This window comes from Oscillospiraceae bacterium (assembly GCA_035380125.1).
Taxonomy (GTDB): Bacteria; Bacillota; Clostridia; order Oscillospirales; family JAKOTC01; genus DAOPZJ01.
In genome coordinates, this window is record DAOSWV010000008.1 from 3435 (window position 1) to 15610 (window position 12176).

General features: G+C 50.8%; 13 protein-coding genes. All 13 read right to left on the reverse strand.

The annotated features are described in order from the left end of the window. Nucleotides 1–1862, reverse strand: a 1862-nt coding sequence (locus tag PK629_04050; GenBank protein ID HOP10647.1) for a leucine-rich repeat domain-containing protein, incomplete at its 3' end; no start/stop codon positions are given. 49 nt (nucleotides 1863–1911) lie between these two features. Then, nucleotides 1912–2061 (reverse strand): hypothetical protein, encoded by a 150-nt coding sequence (locus PK629_04055; protein ID HOP10648.1) that lies wholly within the window; start codon nucleotides 2059–2061, stop codon nucleotides 1912–1914. 370 nt (nucleotides 2062–2431) lie between these two features. Next, nucleotides 2432–2872: a J domain-containing protein gene (locus tag PK629_04060; protein HOP10649.1), complete on the reverse strand. Its 441-nt coding sequence runs from the start codon at nucleotides 2870–2872 to the stop codon at nucleotides 2432–2434. Nucleotides 2873–3215: 343 nt separating this feature from the next. Further along, entirely contained in the window at nucleotides 3216–4430 is a 1215-nt protein-coding gene (locus PK629_04065) for an L-serine ammonia-lyase (GenBank protein HOP10650.1), read from the reverse strand. Between the two features lie 8 nt (nucleotides 4431–4438). Beyond that, nucleotides 4439–5446 (reverse strand): hypothetical protein, encoded by a 1008-nt coding sequence (locus PK629_04070; protein HOP10651.1) that lies wholly within the window; start codon nucleotides 5444–5446, stop codon nucleotides 4439–4441. A 57-nt stretch (nucleotides 5447–5503) separates the two neighbouring features. Then, entirely contained in the window at nucleotides 5504–6937 is a 1434-nt protein-coding gene (gene proS, locus PK629_04075; protein ID HOP10652.1) for a proline--tRNA ligase, read from the reverse strand. Nucleotides 6938–6958: 21 nt separating this feature from the next. After that, the gene (locus PK629_04080; protein ID HOP10653.1) at nucleotides 6959–7378 is read right to left on the reverse strand and encodes an acetolactate synthase; all 420 of its coding nucleotides are present in this window, start codon (nucleotides 7376–7378) and stop codon (nucleotides 6959–6961) included. A 47-nt stretch (nucleotides 7379–7425) separates the two neighbouring features. Next, nucleotides 7426–8001 (reverse strand): indolepyruvate oxidoreductase subunit beta, encoded by a 576-nt coding sequence (locus PK629_04085; protein HOP10654.1) that lies wholly within the window; start codon nucleotides 7999–8001, stop codon nucleotides 7426–7428. 104 nt (nucleotides 8002–8105) lie between these two features. Continuing rightward, on the reverse strand, nucleotides 8106–9839 hold the full coding sequence (iorA, locus tag PK629_04090) for an indolepyruvate ferredoxin oxidoreductase subunit alpha (protein HOP10655.1): 1734 nt from the start codon (nucleotides 9837–9839) through the stop codon (nucleotides 8106–8108). Nucleotides 9840–10039: 200 nt separating this feature from the next. Beyond that, the gene (locus PK629_04095) at nucleotides 10040–10399 is read right to left on the reverse strand and encodes a hypothetical protein (GenBank protein HOP10656.1); all 360 of its coding nucleotides are present in this window, start codon (nucleotides 10397–10399) and stop codon (nucleotides 10040–10042) included. A gap of 39 nt (nucleotides 10400–10438) precedes the next feature. Next, nucleotides 10439–10789 carry a hypothetical protein gene (locus tag PK629_04100; protein ID HOP10657.1) on the reverse strand — a complete coding sequence of 117 codons (351 nt, stop codon included), beginning with the start codon at nucleotides 10787–10789 and terminating at the stop codon, nucleotides 10439–10441. Between the two features lie 92 nt (nucleotides 10790–10881). Next, complete coding sequence (locus PK629_04105) at nucleotides 10882–11292, reverse strand: cytidine deaminase (protein ID HOP10658.1); 411 nt, start codon at nucleotides 11290–11292, stop codon at nucleotides 10882–10884. Nucleotides 11293–11454: 162 nt separating this feature from the next. Then, nucleotides 11455–12162: a purine-nucleoside phosphorylase gene (deoD, locus tag PK629_04110; GenBank protein ID HOP10659.1), complete on the reverse strand. Its 708-nt coding sequence runs from the start codon at nucleotides 12160–12162 to the stop codon at nucleotides 11455–11457. Nucleotides 12163–12176 lie beyond the last annotated feature (14 nt).

A 12176-nucleotide genomic window follows, 5' to 3' on the forward strand; every position in this document is an offset into this window, starting at 1 on the left:
ATTGTGATTGATGTCAGACCGGAACATTCGGAAAATGCCTCGTCTCCGATTGATGTCACACTGTCGGGAATTGTGATTGATATCAGACCGGAACATCCCAAAAATGCACCGTTTATTGAAGTAACCGTATCCGGAATCGTATAACTTGAATAGCTTTCAGGAACATAACATAAAACCATACCGCCGTTTATAAGAATCGGTTCACTGAGCCCGGTATTACTGAATACCCTATTTCCGATGTATGTAACGCTGCCGGGAATGATCACTGATGTCAAGCCGGAACATCCCGAAAATGCGTAATCCCCGATCTTTGTAACGCTTTCGGGAATTGTGATTGATGTCAAGCCGGAGCATCCGGCAAATGCATAATTCCCGATCTCTGTAACGCTGTCGGGGATGATTACCGACGTCAAGCCGGAACATCCGGAGAATGCATAATTCCCGATCTCTGTAACACTGTCGGGGATTGTGATTGATGTCAGAGCGGAACAATCCCAAAACGCACCGTCCCCGATATTTGTAACGCAGTCGGGGATTGTGATTGATGTCAGGCCGGAACATCCGGCAAATACATAATTCCCGATTTCTGTAACGCTGTCGGGGATGATTACCGACATCAGATTGGGACAATAACCAAACGCACTGTCCCCGATATTTGTAACGCTGTCGGGAATTGTGATTGATGTCAGACCGGAACATCCTGAAAATGCCTCTTCTCCGATGTTTGTAACACTGTCGGGAATTGTGATTGACATCAAGCCGGAACATTCAGAAAATGCATAATTTCCGATCTCTGTAACGCTGTCAGGGATTGTGATTGATTTCGGGCCGGAACAATCCCAAAACGCACTGTCCTCGATATATGTAACGCTGTTGGGGATTATGATTGACGTCAGACCGGAACATCTTGAAAATGCACAACTTCCGATATATGTCACGCTATTGGGGATTGTGACTGACGTCAGACCGGAACAACTCCAAAACGCCCTTTCTCCGATCTCTGTAACGCTGTCGGGGATTGTGATTGATGTCAGGCCGGAACATTCGGAAAACGCATAACTTCTAATCTCTGTAACGCTGTTGGGGATTGTGATTGATGTCAGACCGGAACATCCTGAAAATGCGCCGTTTATTGAAGTAACCGTATCCGGAATCGTATAACTTAAATAGCTTGCAGGTACATAACATAAAATGGTACCGCCGTTTATAAGAACCGGTTCACTGAGGCCGGAATTTTTAAACACTTCATTCCCGATATTTGTAACGCTGTCGGGAATTATGATTGAGGTCAAAGCGGAACAATCTCCAAACGCACCGTCTTCAATATTTGTAACGCTGTCGGGGATTGTGATTGATGTCAAAGCGGAACAATCTCTAAACATACCATCTTCAATATTTGTAACGCTGTCGGGGATTGTGATTGATGTCAAAGCGGAACATTCGAAAAATGCACCGTTTATTGAAGTAACTGTATCCGGAATGGTATAACTTGTATAGCTTGCAGGCACATAACACAAAACCGTGCCGCCGTTTATAAAAATCGGTTCACTGAGACCGGTATCACTGAATACCCTGTCTCCGATCTCTGTAACGCTGTCGGGAATTGTGATTGATGTCAGACCAAAACATCCTGAAAATGCCTCGTCTCCGATCTCTGTAACGCTGTTGGGGATTGTGATTGATGTCAGAGCGCAGCAATAATAAAACGCACTGTCCCCGATACTTGAAACGCTGTCGGGAATTGTGATTGATGTAAAATCGGAACATTCGGAAAATGCTTTATCTCCGATACCTATTACCCCGTTGGGTATTATAATATTTATTTCTTCTCCTGAATAACTGACAAGAATTCCGTTTTCCACAACGAATCCATCTCGCGTATAAGTTAATCCTTCCTCTGTATCGGATAGCTCACTGTTCGATGCTGTCTGCGAATTTGCCGTCTGCGAATTTGCCGTTTGCGAATTTGCCGTTTGCGAATTTGCCGTCTGCGAATTTGCCGTTTGCGAATTTGCCGTTTGCGAATTTGCCGTCTGTGAGTTTGCCGTTTTCGCGCCGCACCCTCCTGAAAAAGTCATCGCAAAAACAACCGAAAAAACAATTGAGAAAACTTTTAAACCATTGGATCTTCTCATTTCTATGACTTCCTTCCGCCATCAATATAAAAAGTATATAACGCCTTGTATATATTTGTCAATTGTTCCGCAGTATAAAACTCCCTTGATTCGCAAAAAACCTCGGTTGAAAAGCAGGGGATTTTGTTTTACATATTATAATCTTTACGTCACGATCAACCGCCGGTATAAGTTCATCATTCGATAAATTTCGCAGCATAGCCGTCTGCATTTCTGTCATTCTGAGCGGAGTGAAACGGAGCCGAAGAATCTCGGACTGATAAAAACGATTGCTTTATTAATATAAATCGGCATAATTAAGCCACAATCAACCGCCGGTATAAATTCATCAGTTCTATGAATTTTGCGGCATCGCCGCCCACGTCGGGGTGGTATATTTTCGCCAGTTCCCGAAACCGTTTTTTCACCGCCGTCTCGTCGGAATCGAACGGCAGCCCCAGTTGAATCAGCGCGTCGCGGTCGTAAAACAGTCGTCCCTGTATTAAATTCTCTTGAAATAACTCCCCGTATACAAACGCCCAATACTCATCGATCACAGCTTTCAGCTGTTCGCGGTTCAAAGCGCACAGCGCAATCGCATCGTACCGCGCTTTTTTGACTTTTTGCCCGTTTTCGGAGAGGTCGAAGAAATTATCCCATACCAAAACGGGGCAGTTTTTGAGCTGTCCCGAATTGCGCAGCGTGCATTCCAGCCGCTTTAATTTGCGCAGTTTGCTTTTGACCTCTGCGATGTCCATTGTGGGCTTTTCACCCCTTTATGTTTTATATGGAGCGACGCCACCGTCGACCCTTATCGTTTTTTTGCAGAAGCTTCCCCGTGGTACTCTTAATTTCCCTCTCATTGAAAGGCGCGGAAAAAGATTTTCCTCCTTAATAAATGAACCCACGTCTTTTACGGTTCAAGACGGGGAACACTGTTCCCCGAACCCTTATTAAGGGGGTTAGCAACAGACCCCCTTAATAATCCCCCCTGTCGTTTTAATAGAAAGATTTCGCATTCTGCGGAATGCGACAAGGGGCTCTGCCCCTTTGAATCCTGTGGCCTTTGAAAAGGCCAGCGAAACTTTTATGCTTTTTTACTTACATTTTCCGTTTCTTTGTTTTTAAATACTTCGCCAAACCGCCCTCGGCGGTCTCACGGTAACGCTTCGAAAGGTCTTTCCCTGTCTCGTACATCGTCTTGACCACCGTGTCGAACGACACCTTGCGCGTCTCGGTCAAAAATTCGGCGATCCGGAACGCGTTGATGGCGCGCATCGCCGCAACCGCATTGCGCTCGATACAGGGGATCTGCACCAATCCGGCCACCGGGTCGCAGGTCAGTCCCAGATGGTGTTCCATCGCCACCTCGGCGGCATATTCGATCTGATCCAAACTCATCCCGAACAACTGTGCCACCGCCGCGGCCGCCATCGAACAGGCGCTGCCGATCTCGGCCTGGCATCCGCATTCGGCGCCGCTGATCGAGGCGTTTTGCTTGATCACATTGCCGACCACACCCGCCGTCTCCAGCGCGTGGATGATGTCCTCGTCGGTGAAATTGTTGGATTGCTGCATATATTTTAATACCGCCGGCAGCACACCGCTGGCGCCGCAGGTCGGCGCGGTCACGACTTCTCCGCCGCCCGCGTTCTGTTCGCTCACGGCAAAGGCATAGGCGCACACAATCCGGTTTTCGCGGGTCTGCGGCGATTCGTTTTCGTGCCTGCGGTTATATAAATAATTCGCTTTGCGATTCACGCCGAGTCCGCCCGCCAAAACGCCTTTCGTCGCCAATCCCTCGTCGATGGCCTTCTGCATCACCCGCCAGACCTCGTGCAGATAATTGTGAACACGTTCGCCCTCAATGCGCTCGACGTACTCCCAAATCTGCAGTTCATTTTTGCGGCAGGCCTCGATAATTTCGGTAAAATTGTTTTCGGGATAATACTGGCGCGGCTCTCTGGCTTCTTCCCCGACGATGTGAAAGCTTCCGCCGCCGATGCTGATCACCCGGCGCATCCCGATCTCGTTGCCGTTTTGGTAGGCGAATAAATCAAACGTGTTCGGGTGCGGTAGTTTTGTTGTCTTTTTATCAAAAATGACCTCGCAGGGTTTCGGCGCAAACGCGTTCTGAATGATCAGATCGGTCATATGCCCCTTGCCCGTCATGGCGAGAGAGCCGTATAAAATACACTTATAGGCATCCGCATCCGGAAACTCCGACGCAAAATACCTCGACGCTTTGTCGGGCGCCATCGTGTGCGAACTCGACGGCCCGCGCCCGATTTTATAAAGATGCCGCAATGAATTCATATGTTACCTCACACCCGTTGAAAATCGGGGTTCTCTCCGTCCGTCATTTGATAAAGATAGATATCCGAGAATTGCTTTTCTCCGTCCGCGCCGTCGTGGCTGATATAAAACAAGCCCTCGCCGAGTGCGCAGATGCCGGTCTGCCCGTAGGTGAATGCGCTCGTTCCCACCGGCTCGATCACAAGATGCCGTTCGCCGCTCTCTTTAATCGCCTTTTCAACCGGCGCCTTTTGCCCGTCGAACCAGAACATCGGCGGATTCGAAAATGTGGACTTTTGCCCGTGATAGACCGCCATCAGCCATTTTTGGCTTGCCGCATCGTATTCGAGATTCTGCACGCCGTATACCGTATTGCCGGTAAAGACGAAAATCTTGGCGTCGGGCTGTTCGGGGCCGGATTGGTGCGGCGCTTTCTGATCCAGCGGCCGCTCGTATTTTTTGAGTTCTTCCCGATCATAGCGCAGAATAATCTGATAGTCGTTGTCGCCGCGCGCGACATCTCCGTAGATACCGTAGGCGATGTGCAGGTACTCTTTCGTCCCCGCGGGCTGCCCAAACGCCGGCCCGAAACCGGTGCCGTCAATGCCGCTGCAGCCGTAACGATGCCCCGGCGCCTCGTAATCCTCGACGACTTCCCGCAGATAAACCGCCGTCATAATGCCGTCTCTTGTCGCGTCCATATCCGCCCTCGTGATGCGGTCAACGTCAAACGCAACGGCATAAAACCCGTTGATATTCTCAGCTTTACCGCCGAGATTTTTCCGAATCCCCGCGCCGATCGCGTCGTTTTTATATTCCAGCGAACCCCACACGCGCCCGTCGTCCTCGCAAAAATCGATGCAGCCCATATGGCCGGTGAGACCGCCGACGCTGCCGATGAATTTGCCGTCAAGCGTATATTTGAGCAGCGCGGTTGTGAATGAACAGTACAAATAGCCCTTTTTGGTATCGACCGCAATGCCCTGAATATGAAATTTCGGAAAAAAACCCGTGTAAATATGTTTCGGAAACGCCATAACTGCCTCCAAATAAGAGATGAGGGGGATGAATTCCCCCTCGAAATTTCTTTTTATTTAATACGCCTTACCCCAGATGACCTCATATTTGGCGGGTCTGCCGCAGACAACGCATTTATCGGACGGCATATCCTGCCCGAACGGGATACAGCGGCTCGAAAGTCCCGCTTTCTCCTTCATTGCGTCCTCGCAGGCCTCATCGCCGCACCACGACGCATGTACGAATAAGTTCTCCTCGGCGTGCGCCATGATCTCATCCATCGTCGCACAGCGCACGGTCCGGCGTGCAAGATTGGCTTTTGCTTTTTCATAAAGCCCGTCTGCCAGTTCACCGAGCAGTTTCGGAATGACCGTCTCCAAATCGGACAGCGGCACGAATAACTTTTCGCCGTTGTCGCGGCGCACCAGAACGCATTGGTCTTTTTCGATGTCTTTCGGGCCGATCTCCAGCCGCAGCGGAACGCCTTTCATCTCATACTGGGCGAATTTCCAGCCGGCGGAGTTGTCGCTGCCGTCAACCTTGACCCGCGCGAATTTCGCAATCCGCTCTTTAAGTTCGGCGGCTTTCTCAAGCACGCCCGGTTTATGTTGGGCGATCGGAAGAATCACAACCTGAATCGGAGCGACCGCGGGCGGCAGAACCAACCCGTTATTGTCACCGTGGGTCATGATGATCGCGCCGACAAGCCGCGTCGAGACGCCCCAACTGGTCTGATGGGGATATTGCAGCGTATTGTCGCGGCCGGTAAAGGTCACGCCGAACGCGCGCGAGAACCCGTCGCCGAAATAGTGGCTTGTTCCGGCTTGAAGCGCCTTGCCGTCGTGCATCATGGCCTCGACCGCATAGGTCGCTTCGGCTCCGGCGAATTTCTCACTGTCGGTTTTTCTGCCCTTGGTCACGGGGATCATCAGAGATTTTTCGGCGAATTCGGCATACACCCCGAGCATCTGTTCGGTCTCGGCGACGGCCTCTTCGGGGGTCTCGTGAATCGTATGGCCCTCCTGCCACCAGAACTCGCGGCTGCGCAAAAACGGCCTCGTGGTCTTTTCCCAGCGCACGACGCTGCACCACTGGTTGTATTTCATCGGCAGGTCGCGCCATGACTGCAAAACGTGTGCAAAATGTTCGCAAAACAGCGTTTCGGAGGTCGGGCGGATGCACATCGGCTCCTCCAACGGTTCCAAACCGCCGCGCGTGACCCAGGCCACCTCGGGGGCAAACCCCTTGACATGGTCTTTTTCCTTTTGTAATAAGCTCTCGGGGATCAACAGCGGCATTGCGACGTTCTCATGCCCGGTGGCCTTGAACATCCCGTCGAGAATTTTCGTAATATTCTCCCAGATCGCATAGCCGTACGGTCGCAGCACCACACATCCCTTCACCGCCGTGTAGTCTACCAGTTCTGCCTTCAGGCAGATGTCGGTGTACCACTTGGTAAAGTCCTCTTCCATTGAGGTGATTGCTTCGACCTTGTTCTGATTTCCCGCCATGTTAATGTCTCCTTTTAAATTTTAACCGATGATGCTCTGATCGGCACAGGTGATGCCTTTTGCCGTCAGAATATCGGCGACTGTCCCGGGATTCTCGACCCGTAGCACCATAAAGGCGTCCTTGGTCTTTCCGACAAAGGCATACATATACTCGATACCGACGCCTGCTTCGTTCAATACCCGCAGAACCGGCAGCATTCCGCCGGGTTTGTTCTCGATACCGACGATTAAAACGTCGGTCAGCGAAACGGTGTGCCCCTGCCCGCGCAGCAGTTCGACCGCCGCGTCGGGGTCGCTGACAACCATGCGCAAGATGCCGAATTTTGCGGTGTCCGCGATGCAGAGAGCCACAACGTCAATGTTCTTTTTCTGCAGCAGTTCCGCCACCTCGCAGACACTGCCGGCCTTGTTTTCCAAAAATACCGATAGCTGTTTCAACATTTGCGTTTCCCCCTTGTAATATGATGCCGTTTATAAAACTTGCTGTTTTAAATTCCGCTTGTATAACCGCGCTCAAATGCGGCGAGGTTGAGTTTGACAAACTGCGGTTTGACGGTCTGTTCGATGGCCTTGATAAATTCCTCTTTCGGGATGTCCGAGTGCTTGGCCAGCAGTCCGATCAGCACCACGTTGACCGCCTTGATGTTGCCGAGTTCTTCCGCGATTTTGAGCGCGTCGCAGGAATAGAGCTTCACACCGTAGCCGCGAATGGTCTTTGCGATGTTTTCGGGGTATTGCTCAACGCCGGTGATGACCGGCATGGGCGCGATTTTCTGTTCGCTCATCACCGCGACGCCGTCCGGTTTCAAAACCGGAAGCCACCGCAGGCACTCGAGCTGTTCAAACGCCAATAAAATATCGGCCTGCCCATTCTCGATCAGCGGCGAAGCGACCTCGTCGCCGTACCGCACATAAGTGACCACCGAGCCGCCGCGCTGCGACATGCCGTGGACTTCGCTGACCTTGACGTCATATCCCAAATTTAAGGCGCACTGGCCTAAAATCTTACTTGCGAGCAATGTGCCCTGTCCGCCGACACCCGCGATTACAATATTTCTGTTCATATAATCATCCTCCGAGGTCGCGATGTTTTACGCGATCCGTAAAATTTAATTCATCTGTGCTTATAAAAAAGCGTAAAACTCGTCTCGTTTGAAAGATTTATCTTTCAAACGATGGCGTCAAACTTGCAGACGCTCTTGCACAGTCCGCAGCCGGTGCATAACGTCTGGTCGATGTACGGGCCATCCGGGCCGTTGACAATGGCCGGGCAGCCGAGTTTCAGACACGCCTTGCACTTTTTGCACTTGTCGGGCAAAATCTTCACCGGCGGCAGCAGTTTGACTTCTTTAAGCAGCACGCAGGGTCTTCTGACGATGATCACGCTCGGTTCCGCAGCCGCAAGTTCCTCGGTCAGCGCCGTTTTGCAGCCCTCGAGGTCGAACGGATCGACCGTGCGCACCCGCTTGATGCCGAACGCTTTGCAGAGCAATTCGAGATCGGCCTCGACGGTCGGTTCGCCTTTGATGGTTCTGCCGGTCAGCGGATTGGGCTGATGGCCGGTCATGCCGGTGATGCGGTTGTCGAGAATCAAAACGGTGGAAATGCCTTTGTTGTATGCGATATCGCAAAGTCCGGTCATGCCGGAGTGCATAAACGTGGAATCGCCGATGACGGCGACGGCGCGTTTGGAAAACTCGTCTCCGCGCGCGACGTTAAAGCCGTGCAAAGCCGAAATCGACGCGCCCATGCAGACGATGCTGTCCATCGCGGCCAAAGGCGGCGCGGCCCCGAGTGAATAACATCCGATGTCGCCGCTGACATAGAGTTTCATCGACGACAGCACATGGAAGATACCGCGGTGTGGGCAGCCGGGGCACAGCACCGGCGGACGGTTCGGCACTTTGTGCGCCTCAAGCGTCTTGACTTCTTCGTCCAAAATAACCTTTTTAATCGCATTGGCGGTGTATTCGCCGCACAGCGAAAACAGTTCCTTGCCCTTGCAGGCGACGCCGATCTTGACGCAGTGGGTCTCGATCACGTCGTCGAGTTCTTCAAGCACATATAATTCATCGACGCTTGAGGCGAATTTTTTAATCAGTTCGACCGGCAGCGGGTTGACGACGCCCAGTTTCAAATAGCTGGCCTTGTCGCCCAACGCCTCTTTGGCGTATTGATAAGTGATGCCGGAGGTGATGATGCCGATCTTTCCGCCTTTTTCAATCTTGTTGAGCGGCGTGGTCTCAGCAAAATCAACCAACGCTTTCATGCGCTGCTCGACGGCGATATGGCGCATGCGGCTGTTGGCCGGCACCATCACCCGTTTCGCGGCGTTTTTTTCATAGGGTTTCAGCGCAACTTCCACCCGCTCACCCGATTCAATGGGGGTACGGGAGTGGGAAATACGCGTGGTCAGACGCAAAACGACCGGCGTGTCAAACTGTTCGGAGAGATCAAAAGCCGTTTTGGCAAAATCACGGCACTCGGCGGAGTCCGCCGGTTCGAGCATCAAAAGTTTCGCCGCAACTGCATAATGGCGCGAATCCTGTTCATTCTGGGACGAGTGCATGCCCGGGTCGTCGGCCACGCCGATGACAAGCCCGCCGCCCACGCCGGTATACGACGCGGTGAAAATCGGGTCAGCAGCCACGTTAAGGCCGACGTGCTTCATGCCGCAGAACGCGCGCGCTCCGCCGAACGAAGCGCCGATGGCGACCTCCGCCGCGACCTTCTCATTCGGTGCCCATTCGCAGTAAATTTCATCGTATTCGGCGGCATACTCGGTGATCTCGGTGCTGGGCGTGCCGGGATAGCTGGATACGACCTTGCATCCGGCCTCATAAAGCCCTCTGGCGACCGCCTCGTTGCCTAAAAATAATCTTTTCTCGTTCGATTCGCTCATTGATGTCCTCCGTCACGCCGAAAATCTCCGGCGGATAAAAAATGATACCCGAAAAAACGAATTTTTATAAAAATCCGATTTTCACGAGTATACCATAAATACGCCATAAACGCAAGAAAGGAATGCGTTAATAATCAATTTTCCTATAGCTTTTCAAACGCGCCAAACGACTATAACAATTGATTTTCCATTTTTGCTTTTTACCTGATATAAGGCCAGATAAAATCATCTGCACTGCCGGATGAAGACCAAACAGTCCTCCATCCGAGATAAATCCAACCTGTGGCATTTCCGTTTTCTTTAAAACTCATCGTAATTCCGGCACCTCCTCTTGCAACGCAATAAACCAGCGCCATATGATCATCATAATCATATTTAATTACTTTATAATAATCCACATCCATCATATTAAAACGATTGACCGCATCTGAAAATTCCGCCCCGTGTTTATAAGTAAGTATTTCACATTTTAATATGGAAACGGCCCAAAAATCCAAAAAAACAATCAATATAAAAAGCGCAATTATTTTAACGATATTCTTTTTAATGAAATTAAGCATGGACGATATCTCCCTTGCAAAAGCAAATGTTCATTACACTCATCTGATATAAGGCCAAATAAAATCATCTGCGCTGCCCGTTGATGACCATACAGTATGAAAACTTTTGATCATCCATGTCCTACCTTGTCTTACCATATAAGCAGTATCTCCATACTCACCTTTTCTGACACAATACACTACCGCTGTTTCTTCATTGTATTTTATCACTTTATAATAATCCGTATCTTCCAACATGCTGTAATTTTTAATCACATTATTAAACTCATATCCGTATTGATTGGTAAGTATTTCACATTTTATTATCGAACCAACCCAAAAATTAAAAAAAACGATCAACATGAAAATCGCAATCACTTTAGCAATATTCTTTTTAATGAAATTAAGCATGGACGATATTCCCCTCCAATAACATAATTCCTGTTATTTTATGGATATATGCAGTTAGAAATTGCCGGCAAGGCGTCATATCAAAGCATCTATTAAAACTTCGGTTTTGAGGCCTCCGGCAGCAATTGATCCAATGTATATTCCCGCCAATCGTCCCTTGAACGCGCAGTGACAATTTTAAAATCGGGTCCGCAGAACTCGACCATCACCTGACGGCAGACCCCACAGGGTGTGCAGAAATCCACCTGCCTCTCTCCGAGGTCAACCAGCCCGCCCACAACGGCAATCGCCGCAAATTCGCGGACATCCTCGCTGATCGCCTTGAAAAAAGCGGTCCGCTCGGCGCAGACGGTCGGGGTCAGGGTGACATTTTCAATGTTGCAGCCCAAATAAATCCGCCCGTCGGCAGTCAATAACGCCGCCCCGACGGCAAATTTCGAATACGGCACATAGGCGTTTTTTCGCGCCTCAAACGCCGATGTCACCAAAGATGAATAGTCCATCATAATCCCCCGTTTTACATTGTAGGGAACGGTCTTGACCGTTCCGCCGCCATGATGGCGGTTTCAAACGCGTTGAATAAGCTTCTGACCGACCACCTCGTAGCGCGCGCTTCAATCCTTGCAGAAAAAACCGGAACGGTCAAGACCGTTCCCTACACGATTTTACGCGATCTCCAACGCAATCTCCATCATATCGGTGAAGGCGTTCTGGCGCTGTTCGGAGGTGGCGTTGCCCTCTTTGAACAGGCAGTCCGAGATCGTCAGAATGCACAGCGCCTGCTTTTTCGCCTTTGCCGCGTTCATATACAGCGCGGCGGCCTCCATCTCAACGGCCAGCACACCCATATCGCGGAACCCCTCGGAAAACTTTTTATCCTCTCCGTAAAAGGTGTCCGACGATACGATATTGCCGACTTTATACTTGATGCCGAGTTTTTCAGCGGCATCTGCGGCGGCTTTCAACAGATTCCAATCTGCAATCGGTGCAAAAGTACCGGAAAGATTGAACATCGTCGCATAGTTGGAATTGGTGCAGGCGCCCATGCCGAGCACGATGTCCCCGACGTCGAGCGAGACGTCGAAAGCGCCCGCCGAGCCGATGCGAATGATCCGCTCGACCCCGTAAAAGTTAAACAGCTCGTGCGAGTAGATGCCGATGGACGGAATTCCCATGCCGCTGCCCTGCACCGACACGCGCTTACCCTTGTAGTAACCGGTGTAGCCGAGCATACCGCGCACCTGATTGTAGCAGACGGCGTCGGTCAGATAGGTCTCGGCAAGTTTTTTGGCCCGCAGCGGGTCTCCGGGCATCAGCACAGTTTTTGCGATTTCACCGGCTTTGGCCTCGATGTGTGGTGTCGGAATAGGCATATAATTGCTCCTTT

Bases quoted from the DNA above. Each gene is read 5' to 3' on its own strand.
- PK629_04065 (HOP10650.1), bottom strand. From the start codon at position 4,430: ATGAATTCATTGCGGCATCTTTATAAAATCGGGCGCGGGCCGTCGAGT.
- deoD (HOP10659.1), bottom strand. From the start codon at position 12,162: ATGCCTATTCCGACACCACACATCGAGGCCAAAGCCGGTGAAATCGCA.
- PK629_04100 (HOP10657.1), bottom strand. From the start codon at position 10,789: ATGCTTAATTTCATTAAAAAGAATATTGCTAAAGTGATTGCGATTTTC.
- PK629_04070 (HOP10651.1), bottom strand. From the start codon at position 5,446: ATGGCGTTTCCGAAACATATTTACACGGGTTTTTTTCCGAAATTTCAT.
- PK629_04105 (HOP10658.1), bottom strand. From the start codon at position 11,292: ATGGACTATTCATCTTTGGTGACATCGGCGTTTGAGGCGCGAAAAAAC.
- iorA (HOP10655.1), bottom strand. From the start codon at position 9,839: ATGAGCGAATCGAACGAGAAAAGATTATTTTTAGGCAACGAGGCGGTC.
- proS (HOP10652.1), bottom strand. From the start codon at position 6,937: ATGGCGGGAAATCAGAACAAGGTCGAAGCAATCACCTCAATGGAAGAG.
- PK629_04085 (HOP10654.1), bottom strand. From the start codon at position 8,001: ATGAACAGAAATATTGTAATCGCGGGTGTCGGCGGACAGGGCACATTG.
- PK629_04095 (HOP10656.1), bottom strand. From the start codon at position 10,399: ATGCTTAATTTCATTAAAAAGAATATCGTTAAAATAATTGCGCTTTTT.
- PK629_04080 (HOP10653.1), bottom strand. From the start codon at position 7,378: ATGTTGAAACAGCTATCGGTATTTTTGGAAAACAAGGCCGGCAGTGTC.
- PK629_04060 (HOP10649.1), bottom strand. From the start codon at position 2,872: ATGGACATCGCAGAGGTCAAAAGCAAACTGCGCAAATTAAAGCGGCTG.